This is a genomic window from Rheinheimera sp. 1928-s (assembly GCF_029269265.1).
In the GTDB taxonomy this organism is placed as follows: Bacteria; Pseudomonadota; Gammaproteobacteria; order Enterobacterales; family Alteromonadaceae; genus Pararheinheimera.
Genome location: NZ_JARIXP010000004.1, coordinates 228,404 through 253,026, shown reverse-complemented (window position 1 = coordinate 253,026; position 24,623 = coordinate 228,404). Strand labels below are relative to the sequence as shown.

Genomic DNA, 24,623 nt, shown 5'->3' with positions numbered 1-24,623 from the left:
GTGTCTTTTTGGAACGATACTCTCTGTCGCTGATCCTGCTTTTTTGCATGGGCTTAATGGAGCCGCAACTGGCAGCAAAAATTAGCCTGGTCGACACTGATTTAGACGTGCAAATAGCAGAAATCTCAAGCGGCAGTATTTTAAAGCAGCTGTTGTGGGGTGGGTTGTTCTTATTCTTTTTGACTAAACATTGCCTGAATACCCGTTTATTGGCCGAAGGGAAAAGATTCAGCGCGGCCATGGTCCTGTTTTTACTTATTTGTTTAGTCTTTTTCATTAGTGCCTTATGGGCTGCTTATCCTGGCATTTCGATAAAGCGAACCATCTTTCAGCTGATATTCGTTTTTACTGTGATGTCATCCACATTGTATTGCTACCAACATGGCTTGATCGGTGAAAATATTAAGTATGCCGCCTACAGTGCATTTTTTTTGATAGCGGTCTCTGTTCTTTTAGGTACAGCCTTTCATCCAAATGGCGATATGGTTGGCTACGCAAAAGGTAAAAATGCTCTGGGCATGAACATGTTATGCCTGACATTAATGCTGGTTCTGCTCTACAAGAGCATGAATATAAAGGTCAGAAATATAAGTTATCTGATAGCGCTAGCTCTGATGGTCCTACTGCTTTCGCATAGTAAAACCTCGATGTTCATCTTGTTATTATTTGTTGTATTAAGCCAGCTGTCATTTTTTACTCAGCGATGGATTGTTACGTCGTTATTCGTCACCTGTGTGTCTTTGTTTATAGTTTACCCAAGTTACGTACATTATTTTGGTTCCATGGATAATATGCTCACCATCGTCAGTGATGAGACCCTCACGGGGCGGGGCTTTATCTGGAATACATTGTATTACGACCTGCATCATTTCAATAAATTTGGCTTGGGCTATGGCTACGGCTCTTACTTCGGTGTGCCCGTCTTACCTTATTTCTTTGATAATCGTTTTAGCTTCATCAGATTTATAAGTAGTACACACAATGGATACTTAGATATGTTGCTTCATGTGGGGACTACATTGTCTCTTTGTATTATGTACATATTTTTAAAGGTCGCCAAATTCATAAAAGATAAATATATTTTTGCCGCGTTAATTCTGCCAGTTGTTCATAACTTCACTGAAAGCTCAGTTGTCAAAGATGACTCTATGGTATGGTTTTTTACAATTTTCATCATATCGTACAGCTGTATAAAGGGAGATTATGATGCAAAGAATCGGTTGGCTAGATAGTAGTAGAGGATTAGCCATATTAATGCTGATTCTCATCCATTATGTAGGGGCGCTTGAAACTCGGGATATTATCTCCGAAGACGTAATGCTTGGTGTTAAAGCCGTGCTAAGGGTGGCAACACCGTTCTTTATTCTTATATTTGGCTTTACGTTCTTTACTATTTTTTCAAGAAAAGTAGAGAGTATGTCGGATGTGTCTTTTTTATACAAAAAATTAGCCAGCAAGATTTTTTATATATTTCTGGCCAGAGAGCTTATTGTTTTGATCAGCGCCTTTCGGTATGAGTATGTATCTGAGAATTTGATGAATATTCTGCTGTACAGAGAAACGTCTGGATCTGGAGAAATTCTTACTTTTTATATGCTTGCCTTGGCAGTTTCACCGCTGGTGCTGCATTTTGTAAAGGCGTTAAATCCGCTGTGGTTGCTATGCATCGCGGTCATTGTGTATGGGTTTGGATATGCTGTTGGCAGTAATTTTGAGCACTTGCGTGAAACTATATTGTTCCGGCTGTTCTTTTATGATGTGTATCCATTTTTTCCGTTTTATGGCCTTGTGTTGTTGGGGTTCTTTTTTTCAAAAATGTATTCTCATTGGTCCGCCGATCGTCATCGGACGATATTTTTTTTAAGTGTTAGCCTGGTTTCGATATTGTGCTCATTTTTTATTTTTATGAGAACGTCCGGCGATGTGCTTAGGGTGCTCGCCAACGCAGGATTAAAAGCACCACCCGCAGTATCGTACATGTTGCTGTATATAGGTGTGGTTATCATTATTGTTTTAATCAATGCCTATCTAATTCAGAGAAGCCTTGTTCCGGAATGGATAGTCGATGTGTTGAATACGGTAGGCAGAAATAGTCTACTGGCCTATGTGCTGCACTACACATTATTTTTGTCATCATTTTTCATTTATTTTGTTTTTGGATATGCGAGTAAAGTCCTGGAAATATCAGCATTTTTAATCATGATTTTATTTCTTTATTCAATATTAATATTTGCTGAGCGCCCAAGCTCAAGGAAGAAATAGCATGAAGGTGGCAATAATTCACGATTGGCTAATAGTCAATGGTGGTGCAGAGAAGGTTCTTAAAGAAATTATAACTCTGTATCCGGGGGCTGATATTTATACACTGGTGAATTTCCTTCCTGAAGAAGATGCGGGTTGGTTAAATGGTTGCACTATCCATACTTCATTTATACAAGATTTATTGTTTTCAAAAACGTGGTACCGGAATTATTTTCCATTGTTTCCATTCGCGATAGAACAATTTGATATGTCCAGCTATGACCTGGTGATTTCCTCCAGTTATTCGGTGGCAAAAGGGGTGATCACAGGCCCAAATCAGACGCATATCTGTTATTGCCATTCACCTGCCCGTTATGCCTGGGATTTGCAGCATGAGTACCTGAAGGAAGCGAATATGAATTCAGGCGTGAAGTCCTTTATTGCACGCTACTTTCTGCATAAATTCAGAATATGGGATACCCGCACGTCAAATGGCGTAGATCTGTTTTTCAGCAATTCAAACTTTATAAAAGCCAGAATCAAAAAATGTTATGGCCGGTTATCAGAAACTTTGTATCCGCCTGTGGATATAGCCCGTTTCGTGTTACACGAGAAAAAAGGCGACTATTATCTTGCCGCCTCCAGGCTGGTTCCCTATAAAAGAATAGACTTAATTGTTTCTAGTTTTCAACAGCTTAAAGATAAGAAGTTGATTGTTATCGGCGATGGTCCTGAGATGAAAAAAATTGCAGCTCTGGCCAAAGACTATCCAAACATTAAAGTGCTGGGGTATCAGGACGATGTCAGTCTGCTGGCTTACATGTCAAATGCCAAAGCCTTTGTTTTCGCGGCTGAAGAAGATTTTGGCATCATGCCTGTTGAAGCGCAGGCCACAGGTACACCGGTTCTGGCCTTTGGCAAAGGCGGCAGTCTTGAAACCGTAGTGGATGGAGTGACAGGGTTATTCTTCAGTGAACAGTCAACAGAAAGTATTATTGAATGTATCAACAGATTTGAGCAGATGCCGGTCGCATTTAATGTCGCGGCGATCCGGACCCATAGCGAAACATTTTCTGATGTCGCGTTCAGAGAGAAGTTGAGGTCCCGCATTGCATTACTCCAGTTGGTGGCAAGATGAACATTTTGCATATCCATCAGGATTTTCCGGACGGCAGTTCTTATCCCTATACCAAGGCTGTACTGAATTTGATTGAAGCTGTTGAAGCAAACAGCAATATCAGCAGTTATGTATTGTCGCTACACAGAACCAGCAATCCGTTCAGGATATCTGTAAAGCCCTTTGAGCGTGGGCTTTGTGTGGTTTATTTTTCTTTGCCGCTGCCTTATGTGCATAGGTTTCTGCTGTTTTTTTGGGCTACTTTGATCCGCTTTTTTTACCTGAATCAAATGAAGTTTGATGTCATTCATGCCCATAAATTAACCGCTGAGGGACTAGTTGCAAAGTACTTAGCAGCGGCCTGGTCTGTAGGCTATCTGGTTACCATCAGAGGCGGAACTGATTTCAGGTTTTACAGCAGAATGCATGACTGTAAGGCGATATTTAACCAAGTTCTGACCGATGCGAAAAAAGTCATATTTTTAACCCCGGCCGCAAAACAAAGTATGGAAAAACTAAGTGGTCTTCATTTAGACAATGCGATTGTTATGCCTAATTTATGCCGATTCAAGCTCAAACGTGGCAGTCAAACTGACAGTGACGATGATAAAAAGAAAAAAACTCATTTTGAGTACACCACTGTACTGAGTTTTCATCAGTATAAAAGGAAAGGCATATTAAACCTTATAAGTGCCATCAGCGTATTAAAGGATAGATTTCCGACACTTCATATCAGACTGAATATTATAGGTGGTGGAGATGATTCAGTCCTTAAAATTATACAATCCCACGTTTCTTCTCTGCTGTTGTCTGATCGGATTTTATATAGCGGATTGCTGGAGCATGCTGAGCTTCTGCGTATTATTGCCCGATCAGATGGCATGTTACTTCCGGCGTTGGATGAGACCTTTGGCATGGTTTATCTAGAGTCGATCGCCAGCCAAACTCCTGTTTTATATATGAAAGGAACCGGAATAGACGGCATTTTCTCTGATGATTTAATTGGTGTGTCTGTCACAACACAAGACCCGGAGGAGATCGCCAAGGCCATTTTAGTTTTGACCGAGAGAGGAGATGAGTTTCGTCATCATATTACTGAGCTGATTGATTCAGGTTTTTTTAAGACATTTACATCTGAACACATCGTTGAACGTTATATTAATGCTCTGAATGGGTGACCTATGTTTAAGTTGATTTTATATTATTTGCTGATATCAAAACTTCCTTCGGCACGATTTGTTTCTTTTTTCTGTGACTTGAGAGTGGCCTATCTGACAAGGGTGATGAAAATTATTCAACCCGGAGGTAATCCTTCCATGATCGGTCCTAATCTTTATATAGGGAATGGTAAGAATATCAAAATCGGATCCGGTTGCCGGATCAATGAAAATGTTTATTTAGAAAAAGTAACGTTGGGCAATAATGTCCTTATAGCACCTAATGTTTCCATTTTAAGCCGGATGCATGCGTTTGATCGAACAGACACTCCGATGAGCCTGCAAGGTTATAGCCAGGAACGTGCAGTAACCATCTCTGATGATGTGTGGATTGGCCGAAATGCAGTGGTACTCCCCGGAGTGATCATTGGCAGAGGAGCTATTGTCGGTGCTGGTGCTGTAGTGACCCATTCCGTTCCTGATTTTGCCATTGTGGCTGGTGTGCCGGCAAAAATAGTGCGATTCAGAGACCCAATGGGAGCTAGTCATGTCGAATAAAATATTTGTTATTGCGACATCGGGTGGTCATATGACCCAAGCATTGTGTGCATGCTCAGCGCTGGATGATTTTATTATTGTTACCAATATAAATAATCTGATCGGGACTCCAAACAAAGTTATTGTGGTTAGAAGTACTCAGTTTAACTTTTTTATCCATCTGATGAACTTCTTTATCGGGTTTTATTTATTTGCCCGTTTTATGCCTAAGGTGGTGATAAGCACGGGTGGCCCGATATTTTTACCTTTTGCTGTATTGGCCAGATTGTTTGGTTGCAAGGTGATATTTATCGATACCTTGTCTCGTGTAAAGGAGCTGTCAAATACAGGAAAAATGATTAAAAAATTGAAACTGGCAAATTATTTTATTTGTCAGTGGAAAGCTATGGCAGAGAAATTTGATTGCCTGTATTTAGGCAAATGTTTTGATATCTTATCGGAAAACAGCTATCCAAAAGAGGCAGAAGTTGCTGTCGAACGACCGCTTATCTTTGTAACCGTAGGGACAAATGTGTACATGTTTGCCCGACTCTTTGAGTACATCGCATCTATGCCGCTGTACCAAGACAAACGAGTCGATTGGGTGATCCAGACTGGTCCTAATCTCATTTCTGCTACAGAAACTAATCATAGGATGATCAGCACTTTGAGCCGGCAGGACGTGGAAAACTATGTGCAAAAGTCGGCGCTGGTGATCAGTCATTGCGGCATAGGAAGTATTAATTTAATGCTGTCTTACCGCAAAACCGTGATTTTTATTCCACGATTGCAGGCTTTTGACGAGTTTTCTGATGACCATCAGCTACAGATCGCCGACGAGTTGGTCAGCGACAAGTTTTATATCGTCAGTAATCAAACCGAACTTCCTGACATCAGTTATGAAGAATTAGCCGCAACTAAAATTATTCAAACTCCTATCGATATTGTGAATCATAAGTTTGCCGGGGAAATCAGAAATCTGGCAGAGGTCCTATGAGGAAGCAATCTGGTTTGGAGTTAAACCGAGCGATAAAACGCAGCTTGTTAGGCAAGTACAGTCTCTATGCATTTCAGATTTTTTCCATGGTGCTGCTGGCCAGGTTGTTTGCCCCTGGCGATTTCGGTTATGTGGCTATTGTTCAGGTATTTATCACCCTGATGGTGCTAATCAGCTCCACCTCCATTGTTCCGGCCATGGTGTATTTGGATGATGTTTCGGTCAGTCAGCGCAATGGCCTGATGTCATTAAGCCTGTTGCTGGGGTTGTTGCTGGCAACTTTAAGTTTCTTTGCGTTTCCATTGGTTTGCTTTTGGATTGGTATGAAAGACATGCCTTATGCAGCGCTTTTTATTGCTGTCACGGTATTTTTTGTCTGTCTGACTACGTCGCCATTGGCTTCACTGCAGCGTGGCTCCAAATTTATCCTGATTGCACGAGCAGAAATCTATGCAGAAACAGTGTCTTTACTGATGTGTCTGGTGCTGTTTTACTTTTCTTATGGATTTTATGCGCTGCTATTCAAAGTCTGCTCTCCTTTTGTATTCAGATTTATTTTTTACTATCAGATGTCTGCGCAAACCGAAGTCGGACGGCCGGCCTTAGGCCGCGACCTTGTGGTGTTTAAAACTATAGTGAGTTTTGTCAAATTCCAGTTTTTGTTTAACCTGGTGAATTTTTTCTCCAGAAACCTCGATACCATTATTGTTGCGAAATTTTTTGGCCTGAATGTGACTGCTTTTTACGACAAGTCCTATCAGGTGATGCGATATCCGTTGCAACTCTTTACCTTTGCAATTACGCCTGCTCTTCAGCCAACGCTTACTAAACACAAAGCGGATGTAAGTTTTGTGGCTTCGGAGTTTTTGCGGGTACTGCAACCTCTGGCTTATTTAGGCCTTTTTGTATCCATGGTTTTTTATAATGGCTCTGGTGCTTTAGTGTATTTGTTATTTGGTCCGGGTTGGGAGAGCGTTAATCCAATTCTGACTGTTTTTTCCGTTTCCATTCCGCTGCAGATGGTATTGAGTGCAACCGGAGCCATCTATCAATCTTTTGGCCAATCCAGACTGCAGTTTTATTGTGGTCTTTTTTCCGTCATCAGCACCTTCATTGCAATTTCTGTCGGTGCTTATGTGGAAAATATTTTGTTACTTTGTCAGTTAATCGTCTGTTCTTTTGTCATCAATTACCTGTTTTGTTTTTTTGTGATGTACCGTTTTATTTTTCAGGTCAAGCCTTCTTATGTCTTTTACAAGGTGTGCTTTTTAATCATGCTGCCTTTTGTGATGTACAGTTTCGAGCCGATTTTTCCGCTGCCAGAGCCGGATTACCTGTCGTCCACACTAATGCTTGTTCAAGCTTCGTTATTGTCACTGGCCATCTGTGCTGTCGTATTTGCTGGCCAGTATGGATTCGATTTGATGCACAGAAAGTCTGACAAGGAAGTTATATGATTTATCCCATTATCGTTGCTGGCGGAACCGGCACCCGTTTGTGGCCTTTATCGCGCAGTAATTATCCAAAGCAGTTTATCCCGCTTTGTGGTGAATACAGTATGTTGCAGGAGACCTTATTGCGGTTAAATGGCATGGATCACCACGCGCCGATGATTATCTGTAACGAAGAGAACCGCTTTATTACCGCGGAGCAGGTGAAACAGTTAAAACTGCTGAAGACCGCTATTTTGCTTGAACCTGTAGGGCGCAATACAGCGCCAGCCATAGCGCTCGCCGCTTTTATCGCCCGCAAACAAGGCGAGGACCCTTTGTTACTGGTACTGGCTGCTGATCATCTTATAAAGAATGCTGCGGCTTTTCATGCCGCTGTGGCTCAGGCCACTGAGTTGGCAGAGCAGGGTAAGCTGGTTACTTTTGGTGTGGTGCCTGCTCATGCTGAAACAGGTTATGGCTACATAAGGCGGGGTGAGGTGACAGCGACAGGTCTGTTGGATGATCCTGTCTATAAGGTGATGGCTTTTGTTGAAAAGCCAGATATGGCAACTGCTGAAGCTTATCTGGCCAGTGGTGACTACTATTGGAACAGCGGCATCTTTATGTTTAAAGCATCCCGTTATTTAGCTGAGCTGAAGCAGTTCAGGCCTGACATTTACCAATGCTGTCAGGATGCAGTTGCGCAACTGGCCGAAGATCTGGATTTTATCCGCATTGATAACGAAGCTTTTCGTCGTTGCCCTGAAGAGTCTATCGACTATGCGGTGATGGAAAAAACTAAAGATGCTGTGGTGGTGCCTTTAGACGCAGGATGGAATGATGTCGGGGGCTTTGCTGCCTTATGGCAGGTGGCCAGCAAAGATGAGCAAAATAACGTACTGCGCGGCGAAGTATTCCTGCACAATTCGCATCATCTTTATGTGCATTCTGACGACAAACTGATTGCTGTGGTTGGGGTACAGGATCTGGTGATCGTCAATACCAAGGATGCGGTGCTTGTGGCTCACAAAGATCATACCCAGGACATTAAACATATTGTCAGCCAGCTAAAAGCGGCCTGCCGTCCTGAAGTGAATGTTCACCGTGAAGTGTACCGTCCCTGGGGCAAGTATGATTCTGTGGATCTGGGCCCACGTTTTCAGGTCAAGCGTATTAGCGTCAAGCCAGGTGCTAAACTGTCGGTACAAATGCATCATCACAGAGCCGAGCATTGGATAGTGGTTTCTGGTACTGCCAGAGTAACTATTAATGGGGTTGAACAATTTATTACTGAAAATCAGTCGGTGTATATTCCCGTCACCGCAGTGCACGCACTGGAGAATCCGGGAAAAGTGCTGCTGGAACTGATTGAGGTGCAATCGGGCAGTTATTTAGGTGAGGACGATATAGTGCGTTTTGAAGACAGGTATGGCAGAACTTAAGGAGGCCAGATGGCTCACTTCATCAGTAGCGAGCTGATCCGGCAAAGCTCAGTGCAATTTGGCACCAGTGGAGCCCGTGGTCTGGTCGTCGATTTTACACCACAGCTGTGTTGTGCCTTTACTCTGGCATTTATTCAATTGCTGCAACAAAACGCTGATGTACAGCGTATAGCTCTGGCCATAGATAACAGACCCAGCAGCCCTGAAATAGCTGCCTGGTGTGCCGCTGCTGTGCAGCAGTTGGGGATTCAGCTGGATTATTATGGGGTTATTCCTACACCAGCTTTGGCTTACGCCGCGATGAAGCAGGGTATAGCAGCCATTATGGTGACAGGCAGCCATATTCCTTTTGACCGCAATGGCCTGAAGTTTTATCGTCCCCAAGGTGAAATTACCAAGCAGGACGAACTGCAGATGCTTGCTGTGGAGGTGCCATTCAGCCGGCCTGCTCACTCTGCAACATTGACGGCGAACCCTGCTGCTGCCGAAGACTATAAACAACGGTATCTGGATTGGTTTCCAAAGGATTTGGCCAAAGGCTTAACCATAGGCATTTATGAGCATTCCAGCGCAGGACGTGATATTTACGCTGAGTTGCTGCAGCAGTTAGGGGCTTGTGTGATCAGACTGGGGCGTTCAGATCACTTTGTGCCTGTAGATACCGAAGCTGTATCTGAAGAAGATGAACAAAAAGCTGTGCAGTGGACTCAGGCACATCAACTGGATCTGCTGTTTTCTACCGATGGGGATGGCGACAGGCCACTGGTAGCGGACGAGCAGGGCCGTTGGCTGCGCGGGGATATGCTTGGTTTGCTGGCTGCCAAAGCATTAAACATTCAGGCTTTGGCTGTACCTGTCAGTTGCAATACTGCCATTGAACAGTCTGGTTATTTCTTGCAGGTACTGCGCAGTCGTATTGGCTCACCTTATGTGATTGAAGCATTCGGTCAGCTAGAGCAGCATCAGGCTGTGGCGGGTTTTGAAGCCAATGGTGGTTTTTTACTGGCCAGTGATTTGCAACAGCAGGCAAGACGTTTGACTGCGTTACCGACACGGGATGCGGTATTACCTTTACTGGCCCTGATAGAGCTTGCCAAAGGCAGAGTGGTGTCAGAGCTGTTATCAGAGTTACCAGAGCGCTTTACTGCAAGTCAGCGCTTGAGTCACTTTGCAACAGAGCTGAGTCAGCAACTGCTGAGCGAAGCGGCGATCAACACTGAGGCTTTTGTCTCTGCGTTAGGGCTGGATGCAAAAGTGCTGTCTGTCGATACCACAGATGGGCTGCGGTTAAGTTTGAGTAATGGCGACATAGTGCATTTACGCCCTTCTGGCAATGCGCCTGAACTGCGATGTTATGCGGAGTCTGTATCTGAACAAAAAGCCAAAGCGCTGGTCGGGAAAGTTCTGGCTAAAGTGCTTGCGTTGAGTCTGCACCCTTAAGGCAAAAGTCTTTTTGGATGCGTTGTTGAATATCCGCCGGAAAGTCGTTTTTATTGGCCGTCAGATAAATGCAAGCCACCTGCTGTTGTTTTGTCTCTTTGACAAGGATCCTGGCCTGACTATGCATGGGGTAGCCCGTCAGCACTACTGTTTTTAATGTCTGAAGAGTTTCTGTTTTTTGCACAGGGTTTAGGGAGTCCCAACGCAAAAATCCGACGGCTAACTGACGCAATAAGGTTTCCGGCGTATAAGGACCGTAACGTTTCGCCAGTTTTAATTGCTCAAAAGCTTCAGTGAGCCGTAACTGAGTTACGGCCAGATAATAAGCATAGTCTGCGTAGGCATTAGGCCAGTTGGGTCTGGTTTTGATGGCAGCCAGATAATACTGCTCAGTTGCTTTCAACTCTTTCCCTGTCATAAAACCCGCATACCAGCCCCATTCATTGATTTTTGCTTTGGTTAACAAATAATGCGGATGTTTGGGGTGCAGCCGGACGGCCTGATCGATAGCACTACTTGCTTGCTGCCAGCTACCCAGACTCAATAAAGTCGGTTGCTTTGACCAAAGCTCCAGCGAGCTGCTGGCTTTAAAATACCAGACACTGGCAAGCCCAGTCGGAGCTATGTACCAGGCTGTGGCTGCCAGCAACAACAACGCAGGGATGGCCAGAGTACGGCTTATGGTGGTGCCAAAGCGCGGTACTTTTAGCTTGTCACCGGACGAGAGGCAAGGTTCAGACATAAGTCTTATCATTAAAGTGGATCTGGCTGATTGCTTTGGGGTTTTCTACAACCAATAGCTGTGCATAGTCATCACCGCACAAGGAAGCGATAAGGTCACGAGCTTCGGCCAGTTTTGGGGGGCGACGGTGCTGATTGTGACTATCGGTGGCCGCTATATGAAAAGTCCTTTGACGCAACAGCTCAAGTGCAGTCTGTTGACTGCGCTCACCCATGTCGCCCAGCACTGAGCTGGCGGTTAACTGCATTAAGCAGCCCAAACGCAGGAGGGGCTGCAGTTTTTTCAGATCGCTCTGGATTTCCCTGTTCCGCTCCGGATGAGCGATCATCGGCAGTACATTTTTACCCAACAGCCATTTCACTAAGCGATCCGTGCCTTCGGGTACATGGCTATGCGGCAACTCAAGCAGTAATACCTTATAGCCCTGATATTCGCCCAGATAAGGTAAGACCGATGTTTCCACCCAGCTGGGCAGCTCTGCACATAAACGCACTTCTGCCGCAGCGGCCAGTCGCACTGTCAGTTGATGCTCTTTCGCCAGTTGTTTTAAAGCCACCAGGCCCTTGTGGATCATGGCTTTGGTGTTGTCAAAATGGCCAGGGTTGATATGAGGTGTGATCACCATATGGCTGATGCCATTGTGCTGAGCCAGTCGCAGCAGGCTCAGCGCCTCTGCTGCGGTTTGGGCACCATCATCCAGACCTGGTAATAAATGACAATGCAGGTCATACATTAGTTTTTCTCGTTGCTGTGGTAATGCTCATAGCCGTAGTGACTGTAGTCACCATAACTTTGTGCTATTTTTTTCATGTTTATTTTGTTCAGTATCACACCAGAGAAGTTATTTTCGGTTTGCAGCAGCTTGGCTATACCGTTTTGTACCGCAGTGCCGCGGGTTTGGTCAGCTGCCACAACATAGATCACTGCATCTACCTGCTTGGCGATCAGTAAAGCATCGCTTACTGCCTGCACTGGCGGCGTATCAATAATAATTCGGTCGTAGCGTTGTGCCAGCTGTTTTAATAGTTCAGCAAAGCGGGGAGAGGACAACAGCTCCAGTGGATTGGGCGGTACGTTACCGGCAGGCAATACACTGATCCCTGATTTTTCATCCAGCACAATACAATCATCGAGCTGTTCACGACCGGCAATTAAATTGGCAAGACCAGGTTGATAGGCCGGTAAGCCAAATCGTTTAGCCAGCGAAGGCCGGCGCATATCTGCATCAATCAGCAGTACTTTTTCCATCTGGCCAAAAGCAAAGGCTAAATTGACAGCCGCCGTAGATTTACCTTCTGAGGGCACTGAAGAGGTCAGCTCTATTAACTTCATGGGCTTGTCCAGAGACAGCAGCGTCAGACTGGTTCTGATGCTGCGAACTGCTTCGGCATATTGTTTCTGCTGATCGGAAAAGAAACTGTATAAAGGCAAATCCTGGTGTTTTTTATGTGAAAGTTCAGGCATAAACCCCAGGGCTCGCTGACCTAAATGATTTTCTACATCATAAGGCGATTTAATGGTGTCGTTTAACGCATCCAGAACAAAAGCCACCAGTATGCCAAGACCCAAGGTGGCGATAAAAACCAGTATGACGATCAGCTTGCGTTTGGGCGCGACTGGCTCTGTTGCCGTTACCGCTATATCCGTAAAACGGGCAATAGCTGAATTAAAGTCACTGGTCACCTGGGTTTCTTTTTGCCGGGCTAAAAATGTTTCATACAGCTGGCGGTTAGTTAACACTTCACGCTCCAGCCGCTGGTAGGAAGTTTCCTTTAAGCTTACATCCTGATACTGGATTTTAGCTTTCGACAGTTCAGCTTCCAGCGAGCTAACATTCTCCTGCACAGCGCGGGCTTCATTTTCAATACCGGAAATTAGCTTTCTGATCTGGCCATGCAGATTATCCTGCACCGCTGTCAACTCACTTTGGGCTGCCATCAGTTTAGGGTGCCTGGCGCCATAAACTTTTGACAGCTCTGATACCCTGCGTTCTGTCAGTACCAACTGAGTTTTTACATCCTGTACGCCTTTATGCGCGGTAATTTCCGGCAGACTTTCCAGTTGTTCCATATTGTTGATGCCGTACTGGCGTATTACCCGGATAAAGCCATCGATTTGCGCTTTGCGGGATCTGGCTTCGGTTAATTCGTCCGACAATCTTGCCAGCTCTTTTCCACCTAAACCACGTACACCTTCAACATCAATCAGGCCTTCTTTTTCACGATAGGCTTGCAGTTGCGCTTCAGACTCGTCCAACTCAATGCGTAATTCCGCTAAACGGCTGCCAAGCCAGCTGGATGCTCTTTGGGTAATGCCGAGTTTAGCTTCGAGTTGGCTATGGACATAAGCTTCTCCGACCGCATTGGCGACTTGTGAGGCCAGCTCTGCTGAAAAGGTGGTAAAGCCGATTTGTACCAACTGGGTTTTTGCAATTGGGCTAATAGTTAAGCGCTGTTGAAATTCAGTGATCAGCTTTTCTCTGGCTCGAAACTCAATTTGCTCTGCCGTTAACTCAGTATCTTTTTTAGGAATAAAAGCCAACAAATCTTTGAGGTTGTCGATGACATCAGGCTTTGCTACAAAATCAGGGTGGTTTTTTAAATTCAGTTTATCGACTACATCTTCTGCGATAGAGCGTGATTTTAATATGGCAAACTGAGTCAGGTAATATTCCTGCTGGCTAGAGTTCATGCCATAGACTTCCTCAATAGAGACAGCTTTTGCCTGCTGACTTTCTATCAATAAGGTAGCCGTAGAAGCATATCTGGACTGGATATTCAGCACCACCAATACCGCCAGAATACTGACCAGTACAGCCATGCTCAGAATGCGCCATTTATTGATATTGATGATGGACATGTATTTGCGCAGATCGATAACATTCTGCTGGGAGGAGCCCGTTAAATCCGTTAAGGCTGTCATTAAAAGAATCTCTGATCGATGGTGATGGTATCGCCTGCATTCACTTTAGTGTTCAGGTTGGCGTTTTCTTGCTTGCTTTTATTGGCTTCGCGGGTGATAAATATTTTCTCCCTCGAGGCTCGTTCAGTCAGTCCTCCGGCCAAAGCTACGGCCTGATTGACTGTCATGCCGGGTTTGTAAGGGAATCCGCCCGGAGCTTTCACTTCGCCGTGAATAAAAAACGGCCGGTATTCCACCATGCCAACAAAGACATTAGGTTCAATAAAAAAATCGCCTTTTAAGCCAGTATAAATGCGGCTTTCCAGCTGTTTGATGGTTAGGCCTTTGGCTGCTATTTCACCAAGGAATGGGTAGTTAATTTTACCGCTGTCGGTTAGCTGTGTTTCTATTTTCAGCTCTTCTTCGCCGTAGACCTGAATGATGATTTTGTCACCAGGACCTAACAGATATGCCATATCATCCTGGGCAAAGACCCATGACGAGAAGCTCAGACACAAAGTAACCAGCAATAATGCATGTTGTTGCATGAATTTAGCCTGTAATAAAGTAAGTTAAAGCGAAAAGTCGAAACTCAGACCTATGATGTTTCGATCAAATTCTATGCCCGGAACAGAGGAGGTTTTGTCTGTTACAGTGGTAAAGAACGTGACATCAATAAAACGGCGAAACGCATACTTTACGCTTGCGGTGTATGCGTTGTTTTTGTCTTCACGGCTGACTCCGACATAGTCTTCTTCCATTCTGTTGTAGTGCAGTTGGGTCTGAACGGACTCTGTCCAGTTGTGGGTCCATCCCAGCAAGAAGGTGGTTTCCTTGACGTAATCTCCGTCTTGCAACGGATCTTTGGCTCTGCGGCCTGTACCAAGGTTAAAGTGGCTGTAGGTGAATGGCGACCATTTGGCGTTGATAGTCCAGGCCAAACCACTGAAGTCTTCTCTGCTACTGTCATCAAATTTCTTATTTTGATAGCCAATTTTGGCGTCACCCGAAGTGATGGACGTGATTTGCCATTCGGCTCCCACTTTGACATGAGTATCTTTGTTATCGCGTGTTGCTTGTGGGTCAATTAAGTCGTAGTTGATATGCTCAATGCTGCTTTGGAGAACAGCGGTAGTGCCGGACTGGGTATCGTAATAAAAGTTAATTCCGCCGAGCAGCGCGTCGTAGTCACGGTACTGCGTCACTTCGTGTTGGTTCATATACTCTTTGTTATAGTACTTTGTGCCGAAACGCACCCGGGCAGGAGCTGCTGTACTGCCATATTCATAATAACCAGAGGCCGTTTGAGTGTTAAAGCGGGTTGGTTGGTCCTGATCCGTATTCAGACCTTCTGTAATACCAGTGCCTCTGTCTTCATGGCCCCAGACTAAGTCGGCTTTGAGGTTTATTTTGCCTTGTTCTGACAAACTGGTATCAAAAAGGCCGCCTAGCAAGACGTCTGTGAAATTGTCCCGACTGCTGTCAAAGTAAGTACCGTTAAAGGCCGCAGCGCTAAGTTCTGTTTTGCTGACGCCGTCATCCAGCACAGCCCTGACAGAAGGGGTCAGAGTAAAAATCCAGCTTTCGGTTTCGTTGCTACTGCTGCTGGCGATATTGTTATCGTATTTTAAGCCGCTGCTCAGAAGCGGCGTAATATCGAAACCCGACTCTGTCTGAATAGACTGAGGATCGACTGCAAATGCGTCAATACTGGCACATGCCAGTACTGTCATCATAGTTAACCTTGATTTCATAAGTAGTCCTTTAATAAACGTTCTTTCCTGTAAAACCGCGAAAAAAAGTTAAAAATACAATTTTTGTATCCCACCACAATGACCAGTTTTTGATATACGTCAGGTCAAATTCGACACGTTTTTCCATCTTCTCTAATGAATCCGTTTCACCACGCCAGCCGTTGATTTGTGCCCAGCCGGTAATGCCTGGTTTCACTTTGTGTCTGAGCATGTAAAAGGCGACCAGCTTTCGATACTGTTCATTGTGCGCAACAGCATGAGGGCGAGGTCCAACCACAGACATTTCCCCTCTGAGTACATTGATAAACTGCGGTAACTCGTCCAGTGAGGTGCGGCGCAGCATGGCGCCTAAGGGCGTTATTCTGGCATCGCCTTTTTTTGCCTGGACCACATTGGCTCCGTTGTCCTGCACTGTCATGCTGCGAAACTTGAACACCCGGATCGCTTTACCGTCCAAACCGTAACGATCCTGTTTAAACAACACCGGACCACGGCTGGTGATTTTGATGGCTGCTGCTATCACCAGCATAGGAATAGCCAGTACTAGCAAAGCGATAAAGCTGACGGTGACATCAAAGGAGCGCTTTAACCAGTCATGGGCACCGTAGTAGGGCGACTCAAATACACTTAAGGTTTCGACATCACCTATAGTGCCAAGTCGTGCATGCATCAGGTTGTACAGCAGGAAATCAGGCACTATGTGTACATCGACCGTGGTATCCCCCAGGCGCTGAATAATGTCGGCAATACGCTTATCTGCGGATAAAGGTAAGGTAATGTAAAGTTTATCGAAGGCACCATCTCGGGCGGACTCGACGCATTCATCAATTTTCCCTGTGATGGTTTTACCGCATTCAGGCAGACGATCCACTTCTCTGTCGTCGTACACATTACAAAATTGCAGTCCAAGTTGTGGTTTATTGGTCATTTCATCAATCAGGCGTTTTGCATTGAAGGTGCAACCAATCACTGCCACACGGCGCAGATTGTAGCCATTTTTATGCAGGGTGTTTTTTAGGAACCTGGCAGCGATACGCCAGACTGAGGTGTAACAAAAAGACAAAGCAAACCAGCCGACTATCACCACTCTTGAATAGTCAGCGGTACTTTTTAAGCCAAAGGTAACAAGTTGCATCAAACTAAAAGCGACGAATAAACACAGCATGACAACAGCGATATTGCTGGTCACGCTGCCGATACGCCAGGAGCGATACAACTGAACCGACTCCGCTGTATACAGATAAACGGCCATGACAGAAAAATACAACATAATGTAACTTGTCGTTACGACCTCGCCATATAACTTCAGACTCAGGTATAAAGCTGCGCCTATAGCGATGATGTCTAAAAACCTGTTCAGGAAGCCAAAACCACTGTCTTCCTTTTTGAAACTTGTGGGCGTGTTCATAGCTACATCCTGTTAACCACCCTTAGAGCTTGACTGTCTTAGGGTGAAGTTGCTGTAGCAAAAAATAAAACAATAAGATATTGGCTTCATTTTTTGCCATTCCAATGACTGTGATCACAAGTCCTCACTGCCACCATACACAGCCATATCTGACAACTGTGTGCGCAGCCGCACACACTTGATCTTTGGTGCTGTTGATCCAGATCCTGGAACTGGGGTGTTGGAGCAAAGGTTGTTGATTCAGGAGATTTTTTTTGCGGCAGGCTGTAACTGAAATTATTTAACAGGCAAAAATTCATATGCAGAAACAACAAAGCCCAGCGATGGCCAGGCTTTGTTTTGCTTTTGACTCAGCTTTTGGCTGAGGTGATAGGTCAGGTTGCGGCTTTCATGGCACGAACAAAAGTTGCCAGTTCGCTGAGTAAAGTTTCTGGCTGATGTTGATGTTTTTCAATAATCTGCACTATAGCCGAACCTGAAATAGCACCTGCTGCACCACTTTCAATAGCAGCTTTGACATGCTCTGGTTTGGATATGCCAAAACCCAAAAGCGTAGGGGCCGCATTGTATTCTTTTAACTGATTAATCAGCGTACTGGCGGGCATAGTAGCCTGAGTTTCAGTGCCTGTAACACCGGCGCGGCTCAACAGATACGTATAACCACGGCCATAAGAGGCCAGCTCCCGTAAGCTGTCATCGGTGATATTCGGCGGTGCGATAAAAATAGGCGCTATGTCATGTTTCATCGCCGCATTTCTGAATAACTTGCTTTCATGCAGTGGCACATCGGCAATCAGAATAGAATCGACACCAGCCAGCTGCGCCTGCTGGTAAAAACTATCTATGCCTTTAGCCATCACCAGATTACTGTACAGCAACAAACCAATAGGAATGTCTTTGTTGTAGTGACGAATACGGCCAATCAACTCAAAACACTGAGCTGGCGTCACACCAGCGGCCAAAGCGCGGATATTGGCGTTTTGGATCACAGGGCCGTCAGCTATTGGGTCGGAGAAGGGAATACCCAGCTCTAACGCATCGGCGCCTGCATCTATTAAAGTTTTGATAATGTCAAAAGACAGCTCAAGGCCTGGATCGCCCATAGTGACGAATGGCACAAAAGCACCTTGTTTGGCACTATCGAGGCGGCTGAATAACTGCTGATAACGTTGCATGAAAATCTCCTTAGCTGCGCTCTGCCATGTTGTTAGGTTTGATATGGGCTTCGCCAATAATGGAATAGACGTGGTTTAAATCTTTGTCACCACGGCCTGACAGGTTGACTAAAAGCACCAAAGGTTCTGTGGCAGCAGCGGCCATTTTCAGCGCATGAGCTAAAGCATGAGAGCTTTCAAGCGCTGGAATTATTCCTTCTGATTTTGCCAGATGCTGGAAAGCCGCTAAAGCTTCGTCGTCGTTAATAGCCACATATTCAGCACGGCCTATGCTTTGCAGATAAGTGTGCTGTGGCCCTACAGCCGGGTAATCTAAACCTGCAGAGACAGAGTACGACTCTTCAATCTGGCCATCTTTGGTTTGCATAATAGCGGTATAAGCACCGTGCAAAATACCAAAGCTGCCGGTACTTAACGCCGCACCATGCTGATGGGTTTCAATGCCCATACCACCAGGTTCAATACCAATTAAGCGTACACCTTCTTCTTTGATGAAATCAGCAAACATACCAATGGCGTTGGAGCCTCCGCCGACACAAGCCAGCACAGCGTCCGGTAATTTACCTTCAGCTTCCAGGATTTGTTGTTTGGCTTCTTCACCAATCATTTTCTGGAATTCGCGCACTATAGTCGGGAATGGGTGAGGGCCAGCCGCAGTACCCAATAAATAATGGCTGGTGGCATAACTGCCGGACCAGTCACGCATGGCTTCGTTGACAGCATCTTTTAAAGTGCCAGAACCTGCTGTCACAGGAATCACAGTAGCGCCCATCAGCTTCATGCGAAATACGTTCGGCTGCTGACGGTCAATATCTTTAGCGCCCATATAAATTTTGCAATTGAGGCCCAACAAAGCACAAGCAAGGGCTGTAGCTACGCCATGCTGACCGGCACCGGTTTCAGCAATAATGTCTTTTTTACCCATACGTTTAGCCAATAAGGCTTGACCTAATACCTGATTGGTTTTGTGCGCACCACCGTGTAATAAGTCTTCACGTTTTAGGTAAATTTTTGCCAGTGGGTTAGGTGATACATTACGACATAAAGTTAAAGGAGTAGGGCGACCTGCATAGTCTTTTAGCAGCGCCTGAAATTCAGCAATAAAAGCCGGGTCCTGCTGCGCATCAACAAAAGCTTGCTCCAGTTGCACTAAAGCAGGGACCAGCAATTCAGGCACAAACATGCCACCAAAATCGCCAAAATAAGGGTTTAAATTGAGTTTAGTCATGACTGAATTCTCTGATGTTCACAAAAGCGTGTTGAATTTTGCCCGTATCTTTAATGCCGGGAGCGGATTCGAGGCCAGAATTAAGATCCACGGCCAGTACCTGATGTTTCAGTGCTGCAATGACATTGTCCGGTGTTAAGCCACCAGCCAGCATCACTTTTTTATCCAGCAGCTGTTCGTCCAATAATTGCCAGTCAAATTGTTGCCCTGTGCCGCCCGCCTGCTCTGGATGATAAGCATCGAGTAAGTAACGGTCGGCATAACGTGTCAGCTCTGGCAGCTTGTGTTGTACGCGGTAGGCTTTCCAAATCTCTGTAGTTTTGGGCAATAAAGGCCGCAGTTTTTGTAAATACAAGTCGGACTCATCACCGTGCAACTGCACTGCGGCCAGTTTTAAATCCCGTGCTGTTGCAGCCACAGTGTCCACTGCTTCATCAACAAAAACACCAACATAATGCAGAGCTGGTGCGCCTTGCTGCACAGCTTTGGCTTGTTCTACTGTGACGAAACGGGGTGATTTCGGATAAAAAATCAGACCGCCAAAATAAGCACCTGCGGCAAACACAGCTTTGCTGTCTTCGGCTCGCGTTAAACCACAGACTTTATGCTCGCCCCGAATAAGCGAGCGACAGGCATTGGCTAAGTCGTGCTGTGCCATTAACGAGCTACCCACCAGATAAGCATCTGCCACTTTGGCCAGCTGCCGAACCTGCTGCGAGCTATAGATGCCTGATTCGGATACGATAGTAATGCCATCAGGGATCAGGCGAGCGAGCTTGAAACTGGTTTCTAAGTTGGTATCTAAAGTACGTAAGTCGCGGTTATTGATACCAATCAGTTCAGCACCTAAAGCCACAGCCCTTAAGGTTTCCGCCTCATTGCTGACTTCGGTCAGTACCGTCAGATTTAAGCTTTTCGCAACAGCGGCGAGTTCCAGATACTCTAAATCGTTCAGCACGGATAACATCAAAAGCACAGCATCAGAGCCTTGCAAACGGCCAAGGTAAATCTGATAGGCGTCGATAATAAAATCTTTATGCAGTAGCGGTTGGTTAACTTTGGCGCGCACTTTCGCCAGATAATCGTAACTGCCCTGAAAAAACTTCTCGTCGGTCAGCACAGAAATGCAGTCGGCATATTGACCATAAGCGGCACAAATTTCTTCTAAATCAAAAGGGCTGCGAATTAAACCTTTTGAAGGCGACGCCTTTTTGCATTCCAGAATAAAACGCGGGCCTTTTTGCTGCAGTGCCTTTAAGAAATTACGCTGACTGGGTTGCACCAACTGCTGAAACTGCGCCAGTGGCAGCTTTTGCTTGCGCTCTGCCACTTCCAGTTTTTTGTGATCGATAATAGTGGTTAACACATTAGCCATGACTAAGTTCCCTTAACTGCGTCAATGTCGAAAAAGCCTGGCCTGAAGCTAAATGCTCAAGCACAGATTGGGTGAGCTGTTTTAGATCTTTGCGCTTTATATCTGCGCCACTGATATACAGCATTGCAGCTACATTAGCCGCCACAGCCTGATTGTGCGCTGTTTGGCCAGTGCCTTGTAAAATCGCCAAAGTGGCTGCTGCATTTTGTGCAGGGTTTCCCCCGGCAAGCTCGGACAAGCTTACCGAAGGTAAACCAAAATCTGCTGGTGTCAGTTCAAAGTGTTCAATAGCGCCTGCGCTGGTCACTGCGCTGACGTTAGTCACACCATGTAAAGCAATTTCATCACAACCGCTGCCATGCACGACCCAGGCGGCTTTTACCCCCAGTTGCTGCAGTGCTTCTGCCATCACTGGCGTTAAAGCCGGATCATAGACACCAAGCAGCTGATAATCAGGTTTCGCCGGGTTAATCAGCGGCCCTAATAAATTAAAAATAGTGCGGCTTTTTAATGCTGTACGCACCGGCATCGCATGCTTAATACCTGCATGGTACAAAGGCGCAAATAAGAAGCTGCTGTTGCTTTGGCTTAAAGCTTTGGCTGCTGTTGCCGGGCTCATCTGAATGTTGATGCCTAATTGCTCCAGCAAGTCGGCTGAACCGGACTGAGAGGATACGCTTCTGTTGCCATGTTTGGCCACTGGCAATCCCATACTGGCTGCCACAAGAGCTGCAGTGCTGGAAATATTGATGGTATTGGAGCCATCACCGCCTGTGCCACAGCAATCTATAGCGCCAGCAACACTAGCTGGGAATTCGGTGGCGGCAGCGCGCATCGCAGCGGCAGCTCCGGCAATTTCATCTGCTGTTTCGCCACGCATTTTCAGCGCCACTAAAAGCGCTGTTAATAACACAGGTTCCACTTCACCTTGAACAACTGCGCTAAAAAAAGCATGGCTTTGCTCAAAGGACAGGGCTTCACCTTTCAGGCTTTGCTGCACCAGGCCTAAAATCGATTGGCTCATTCTGTATCTCCGTTATCCAGTGCTGTAGCCATTAAGTAATCCAGACTTTGTTTTAGCAACGGTTTACCTAAAGTGGTCAGGATAGACTCAGGATGGAACTGGTAACCCAAAGCTTTGTGCTCCTCATGCACTATCGCCATAGGAATATGCTGATAGGCAGCTATGACTTGCAAAGAATTGGGCACTTCAGTCGCCATTAAAGAGTGATAACGCGCCACAGGGAATTGTTTAGGTAAAGCACCAAACACCGGATGATCACTCAGTTCAATAATAGAAGTTTTACCATGTACGGTCTCGCCGGCACGACCGACCACTCCGCCATAATGTTCCACCAGCGCCTGATGGCCTAAACAAATGCCCAGCATGGGGAATTTGCCAGCACAGAGTGCGATCAGATCCGGCATTGAGCCTGCTTGTGAAGGTGCCCCCGGGCCTGGTGATAATAACAACACCACAGGCTGTTGTTCCTGCTGCATTTTTTCAAATATATAAGCAGCAGGCACCGTATTGCGGTACAGCTTTAAGCTAAAGCCTAATTGCGCCACTTCATCCACCAGGTTGTAGCTGAAGGAATCTAAATTATCTAACAGATATACCACGCTCATGCTGATACTCCTTGTTCAACAGCTTGGCCTGCAGATTGAATCGCATTAATCACCGCCTGAGCTTTGCTACGGGTTTCATCCGCTTCGGCTTGCGCTACGCTGTCGTAGACCACACCAGCGCCGGCCTGAATATAAGCCATGCCGTTTTGCACATAAGCCGAACGAATGACGATGCAGCTGTCAAAATCACCATTGCCAGCTAAATAACCTACTGCGCCACCATAACTGCCACGGCGTTTTTTCTCGACACCACGTATCAGTTCCGCTGCCCGCACTTTTGGCGCACCCACTAAAGTGCCCATATTCATACAGGCCTGATAGGCATGCAAAGCGTCCAGTTCTGGTTTTAAGGTACCAACGACTCGGGAGACTAAATGCATCACATAGGAGTATCTGTCTACTTTCAGCAGCTCTTTGACATAACGACTGCCCGGCACACTGATGCGGGCTACGTCGTTACGGGCTAAATCGACCAGCATTAAGTGTTCGGCTTTCTCTTTTTCGTCCTGACGCAGTTCCAGCTCAATGCGGCTGTCTAAGTCGCGGTCAATACTGCCGTTGGCGGCAAAACCACGGCGACGGGTGCCTGCAATAGGGTAAATTTCTACTTGTGCGGTTTTGGCTTCATATTTCAACGCCGACTCAGGAGAAGCACCAAACAGGCTGAAGTTTCTGTCTTGCAGGTAAAACATATAAGGGCTGGGATTTTGTTGTTTCAGTTTGGCGTAAGCCGCTTGTGGATCAGGGCAGGGCAGGCTGAAACAGCGCGATGGCACCACCTGAAATACATCACCGGCCACTATGTTGTGTTTCAATGCTTCGACTTGGGCGACAAAGTCGGCATCACTGATATCTACTTTGACTTCAGTTTTGGCTGAAGGCCCTGCTGTTATGGTCTGCGCCGTTGTTGTATTCTTTGCTTGCTGTAATAACTGCTGCAACTCTGATAAACGCTGACCAATCACAAAATACTGCTGCTGGGCTGCCGCACCACAAAACACATTGCCAATCAGACGGCTATTGCCTGCCTGATGATCCACCACTAACAAAGTTTCAGCCAGATAAAACAGGTAGTCAGGACATTGGTTTTCAGCGCTAGGCACTTGGGGCAAGTCTTCTACCATGGCCACTAAATCGTAGCCTATGACACCCCCTAAAAAGATGGCTAATGGCTCGTCGCTGTTGTTGTGCAGCTTTTGCTGCAGTAAACGTAAAACCGTCAGTGAGTTAGGTAGTAATAAACGGCTTTCTTCATCCAGCAAAGGGTCTGCTTTGGCAAACTCTATTTTGAGTTGGTTGGACGACAAATCAAGTTCAGCTTTGCCTTGCAGCAAAGACGCCAGATAAGGCAGCAGGGTTTTACCGTTTTCGGTTAAAGCTTCAACCTGCACCTTTAGGGCATTGCATTCAATACGCAAAGCAGCATCAATCAGCATCAGACTTTTTAAACTGTTTTTGCTGTCAATTTCTGCCGATTCCAGTAATAACGCCATTTGGCCCTGACTGGTTAAGGCTCTGAAACTTTGCAGCGGATCAGGCTGAATGCTCAGTGTTTGACTGAAGCTGGCTACTTGGCCCGTGGTGGTGGTGATTTGCTGTAAATTCATGGTTTTTCCTAAATTCTTGAAACAAAAAATCGTCAGGAACTATTTTTAACAACGCGAAGCGTTGGCCCATAGGGGAGCGCCATGGATGGCTGCGAATAAAAAAGCCCGCATCAAGCGGGCTTTTTGGCTGTATTCGGACAATAATTGTCCGGCCCGCTAACCAGGAAATCGCCACCAACGCCAGAATCTTTGTTGTGCTATTTTCATTTTTTCTAACCCGTTTTTTGTTAAAAGCCTTGATAAAACTCTGTAAAAAGACATAAAAAAAGCCCGCATCTTTCGAAACGGGCCTGGTTTTATAGCGAATACAACGCCTCCACACGCCCGTTAAGGAGTATGCCACCACCAAATGTGAGTTTGAGTTGTTGTCTGAAATTGCATTGGCTATAAATCCGTTGTTAGTCGGCAACTCTGAAGTGAGTCGCTCTGAAAACGCCTCT

The 24,623-nt window shown here is 45.8% G+C and carries 21 protein-coding genes; 9 read left to right on the top strand and 12 right to left on the bottom strand.

Annotated features, from left to right (window positions below):
* The first annotated feature begins 8 nt into the window (after positions 1-8).
* Genes P3C17_RS11490 through P3C17_RS11450 form a run of 9 tightly spaced genes read left to right on the top strand, consistent with a single transcriptional unit; the run spans position 9 to position 10,364 of the window.
* Positions 9-1,232, top strand: coding sequence for an O-antigen ligase family protein (locus tag P3C17_RS11490; protein WP_300929568.1), 1,224 nt, complete (start codon positions 9-11; stop codon positions 1,230-1,232).
* Positions 1,204-2,262 carry an acyltransferase family protein gene (locus P3C17_RS11485; RefSeq protein ID WP_300929567.1) on the top strand — a complete coding sequence of 353 codons (1,059 nt, stop codon included), beginning with the start codon at positions 1,204-1,206 and terminating at the stop codon, positions 2,260-2,262. The genes P3C17_RS11490 and P3C17_RS11485 overlap by 29 nt, the downstream gene beginning before the upstream one ends.
* Position 2,263: 1 nt before the next feature.
* Positions 2,264-3,379 carry a glycosyltransferase family 4 protein gene (locus P3C17_RS11480; protein ID WP_300929566.1) on the top strand — a complete coding sequence of 372 codons (1,116 nt, stop codon included), beginning with the start codon at positions 2,264-2,266 and terminating at the stop codon, positions 3,377-3,379.
* Positions 3,376-4,536 carry a glycosyltransferase gene (locus tag P3C17_RS11475; protein ID WP_300929565.1) on the top strand — a complete coding sequence of 387 codons (1,161 nt, stop codon included), beginning with the start codon at positions 3,376-3,378 and terminating at the stop codon, positions 4,534-4,536. Before P3C17_RS11480 ends, P3C17_RS11475 begins: the two co-directional genes overlap by 4 nt.
* Positions 4,537-4,539: 3 nt before the next feature.
* Positions 4,540-5,073: a DapH/DapD/GlmU-related protein gene (locus P3C17_RS11470; RefSeq protein WP_300929564.1), complete on the top strand. Its 534-nt coding sequence runs from the start codon at positions 4,540-4,542 to the stop codon at positions 5,071-5,073.
* Positions 5,063-6,049, top strand: coding sequence for a glycosyltransferase (locus P3C17_RS11465; protein WP_300929563.1), 987 nt, complete (start codon positions 5,063-5,065; stop codon positions 6,047-6,049). Before P3C17_RS11470 ends, P3C17_RS11465 begins: the two co-directional genes overlap by 11 nt.
* Positions 6,046-7,506 carry an oligosaccharide flippase family protein gene (locus tag P3C17_RS11460; protein ID WP_300929562.1) on the top strand — a complete coding sequence of 487 codons (1,461 nt, stop codon included), beginning with the start codon at positions 6,046-6,048 and terminating at the stop codon, positions 7,504-7,506. Before P3C17_RS11465 ends, P3C17_RS11460 begins: the two co-directional genes overlap by 4 nt.
* Positions 7,503-8,924, top strand: a complete 1,422-nt coding sequence (locus P3C17_RS11455; RefSeq protein ID WP_300929561.1) for a mannose-1-phosphate guanylyltransferase/mannose-6-phosphate isomerase — start codon at positions 7,503-7,505, stop codon at positions 8,922-8,924. Before P3C17_RS11460 ends, P3C17_RS11455 begins: the two co-directional genes overlap by 4 nt.
* Before the next feature lie 9 nt (positions 8,925-8,933).
* Positions 8,934-10,364, top strand: a complete 1,431-nt coding sequence (locus P3C17_RS11450; RefSeq protein WP_300929560.1) for a phosphomannomutase — start codon at positions 8,934-8,936, stop codon at positions 10,362-10,364.
* On the opposite strand, the gene P3C17_RS11445 is transcribed toward P3C17_RS11450, so the two are convergent.
* The 12 genes from P3C17_RS11445 to P3C17_RS11390 all read right to left on the bottom strand — a co-directional run bounded on the left by P3C17_RS11445 (position 10,333) and on the right by P3C17_RS11390 (position 24,183).
* On the bottom strand, positions 10,333-11,106 hold the full coding sequence (locus P3C17_RS11445; RefSeq protein WP_300929559.1) for a hypothetical protein: 774 nt from the start codon (positions 11,104-11,106) through the stop codon (positions 10,333-10,335). The two genes, P3C17_RS11450 and P3C17_RS11445, sit on opposite strands and share 32 nt — an antisense overlap.
* On the bottom strand, positions 11,099-11,839 hold the full coding sequence (locus tag P3C17_RS11440) for a CpsB/CapC family capsule biosynthesis tyrosine phosphatase (protein ID WP_300929558.1): 741 nt from the start codon (positions 11,837-11,839) through the stop codon (positions 11,099-11,101). The genes P3C17_RS11445 and P3C17_RS11440 overlap by 8 nt, the downstream gene beginning before the upstream one ends.
* Positions 11,839-14,028 (bottom strand): polysaccharide biosynthesis tyrosine autokinase, encoded by a 2,190-nt coding sequence (locus tag P3C17_RS11435; RefSeq protein WP_300929557.1) that lies wholly within the window; start codon positions 14,026-14,028, stop codon positions 11,839-11,841. The genes P3C17_RS11440 and P3C17_RS11435 overlap by 1 nt, the downstream gene beginning before the upstream one ends.
* Positions 14,028-14,555 (bottom strand): polysaccharide biosynthesis/export family protein, encoded by a 528-nt coding sequence (locus P3C17_RS11430; RefSeq protein ID WP_300929556.1) that lies wholly within the window; start codon positions 14,553-14,555, stop codon positions 14,028-14,030. Before P3C17_RS11430 ends, P3C17_RS11435 begins: the two co-directional genes overlap by 1 nt.
* 24 nt (positions 14,556-14,579) lie before the next feature.
* Positions 14,580-15,761: an outer membrane beta-barrel protein gene (locus P3C17_RS11425; protein ID WP_300929555.1), complete on the bottom strand. Its 1,182-nt coding sequence runs from the start codon at positions 15,759-15,761 to the stop codon at positions 14,580-14,582.
* A 10-nt stretch (positions 15,762-15,771) separates the two neighbouring features.
* Entirely contained in the window at positions 15,772-17,169 is a 1,398-nt protein-coding gene (locus P3C17_RS11420; protein ID WP_300929554.1) for an undecaprenyl-phosphate glucose phosphotransferase, read from the bottom strand.
* A 374-nt stretch (positions 17,170-17,543) separates the two neighbouring features.
* Complete coding sequence (gene trpA, locus P3C17_RS11415) at positions 17,544-18,344, bottom strand: tryptophan synthase subunit alpha (RefSeq protein ID WP_300929553.1); 801 nt, start codon at positions 18,342-18,344, stop codon at positions 17,544-17,546.
* Positions 18,345-18,354: 10 nt separating this feature from the next.
* Positions 18,355-19,572, bottom strand: coding sequence for a tryptophan synthase subunit beta (trpB, locus tag P3C17_RS11410; RefSeq protein ID WP_233008954.1), 1,218 nt, complete (start codon positions 19,570-19,572; stop codon positions 18,355-18,357).
* A complete protein-coding gene (trpCF, locus tag P3C17_RS11405) occupies positions 19,565-20,947 on the bottom strand; it encodes a bifunctional indole-3-glycerol-phosphate synthase TrpC/phosphoribosylanthranilate isomerase TrpF (RefSeq protein ID WP_300929552.1) in 1,383 nt (460 codons plus the stop codon). The genes trpB and trpCF overlap by 8 nt, the downstream gene beginning before the upstream one ends.
* A complete protein-coding gene (gene trpD / locus P3C17_RS11400) occupies positions 20,940-21,971 on the bottom strand; it encodes an anthranilate phosphoribosyltransferase (RefSeq protein ID WP_300929551.1) in 1,032 nt (343 codons plus the stop codon). The genes trpCF and trpD overlap by 8 nt, the downstream gene beginning before the upstream one ends.
* The gene (locus tag P3C17_RS11395; protein ID WP_300929550.1) at positions 21,968-22,576 is read right to left on the bottom strand and encodes an aminodeoxychorismate/anthranilate synthase component II; all 609 of its coding nucleotides are present in this window, start codon (positions 22,574-22,576) and stop codon (positions 21,968-21,970) included. Before P3C17_RS11395 ends, trpD begins: the two co-directional genes overlap by 4 nt.
* Positions 22,573-24,183, bottom strand: a complete 1,611-nt coding sequence (locus P3C17_RS11390) for an anthranilate synthase component 1 (RefSeq protein ID WP_300929549.1) — start codon at positions 24,181-24,183, stop codon at positions 22,573-22,575. Before P3C17_RS11390 ends, P3C17_RS11395 begins: the two co-directional genes overlap by 4 nt.
* Positions 24,184-24,623 lie beyond the last annotated feature (440 nt).

Excerpts from the sequence above, each read along its gene's own strand:
- P3C17_RS11485 (WP_300929567.1), top strand. The coding sequence starts at position 1,204 with ATGATGCAAAGAATCGGTTGGCTAGATAGTAGTAGAGGATTAGCCATA.
- P3C17_RS11480 (WP_300929566.1), top strand. The coding sequence starts at position 2,264 with ATGAAGGTGGCAATAATTCACGATTGGCTAATAGTCAATGGTGGTGCA.
- P3C17_RS11475 (WP_300929565.1), top strand. The coding sequence starts at position 3,376 with ATGAACATTTTGCATATCCATCAGGATTTTCCGGACGGCAGTTCTTAT.
- P3C17_RS11470 (WP_300929564.1), top strand. The coding sequence starts at position 4,540 with ATGTTTAAGTTGATTTTATATTATTTGCTGATATCAAAACTTCCTTCG.
- P3C17_RS11465 (WP_300929563.1), top strand. The coding sequence starts at position 5,063 with ATGTCGAATAAAATATTTGTTATTGCGACATCGGGTGGTCATATGACC.
- P3C17_RS11460 (WP_300929562.1), top strand. The coding sequence starts at position 6,046 with ATGAGGAAGCAATCTGGTTTGGAGTTAAACCGAGCGATAAAACGCAGC.
- P3C17_RS11455 (WP_300929561.1), top strand. The coding sequence starts at position 7,503 with ATGATTTATCCCATTATCGTTGCTGGCGGAACCGGCACCCGTTTGTGG.
- P3C17_RS11450 (WP_300929560.1), top strand. The coding sequence starts at position 8,934 with ATGGCTCACTTCATCAGTAGCGAGCTGATCCGGCAAAGCTCAGTGCAA.
- P3C17_RS11445 (WP_300929559.1), bottom strand. The coding sequence starts at position 11,106 with ATGTCTGAACCTTGCCTCTCGTCCGGTGACAAGCTAAAAGTACCGCGC.
- P3C17_RS11440 (WP_300929558.1), bottom strand. The coding sequence starts at position 11,839 with ATGTATGACCTGCATTGTCATTTATTACCAGGTCTGGATGATGGTGCC.
- P3C17_RS11435 (WP_300929557.1), bottom strand. The coding sequence starts at position 14,028 with ATGACAGCCTTAACGGATTTAACGGGCTCCTCCCAGCAGAATGTTATC.
- P3C17_RS11430 (WP_300929556.1), bottom strand. The coding sequence starts at position 14,555 with ATGCAACAACATGCATTATTGCTGGTTACTTTGTGTCTGAGCTTCTCG.
- P3C17_RS11425 (WP_300929555.1), bottom strand. The coding sequence starts at position 15,761 with ATGAAATCAAGGTTAACTATGATGACAGTACTGGCATGTGCCAGTATT.
- P3C17_RS11420 (WP_300929554.1), bottom strand. The coding sequence starts at position 17,169 with ATGAACACGCCCACAAGTTTCAAAAAGGAAGACAGTGGTTTTGGCTTC.
- trpA (WP_300929553.1), bottom strand. The coding sequence starts at position 18,344 with ATGCAACGTTATCAGCAGTTATTCAGCCGCCTCGATAGTGCCAAACAA.
- trpB (WP_233008954.1), bottom strand. The coding sequence starts at position 19,572 with ATGACTAAACTCAATTTAAACCCTTATTTTGGCGATTTTGGTGGCATG.
- trpCF (WP_300929552.1), bottom strand. The coding sequence starts at position 20,947 with ATGGCTAATGTGTTAACCACTATTATCGATCACAAAAAACTGGAAGTG.
- trpD (WP_300929551.1), bottom strand. The coding sequence starts at position 21,971 with ATGAGCCAATCGATTTTAGGCCTGGTGCAGCAAAGCCTGAAAGGTGAA.
- P3C17_RS11395 (WP_300929550.1), bottom strand. The coding sequence starts at position 22,576 with ATGAGCGTGGTATATCTGTTAGATAATTTAGATTCCTTCAGCTACAAC.
- P3C17_RS11390 (WP_300929549.1), bottom strand. The coding sequence starts at position 24,183 with ATGAATTTACAGCAAATCACCACCACCACGGGCCAAGTAGCCAGCTTC.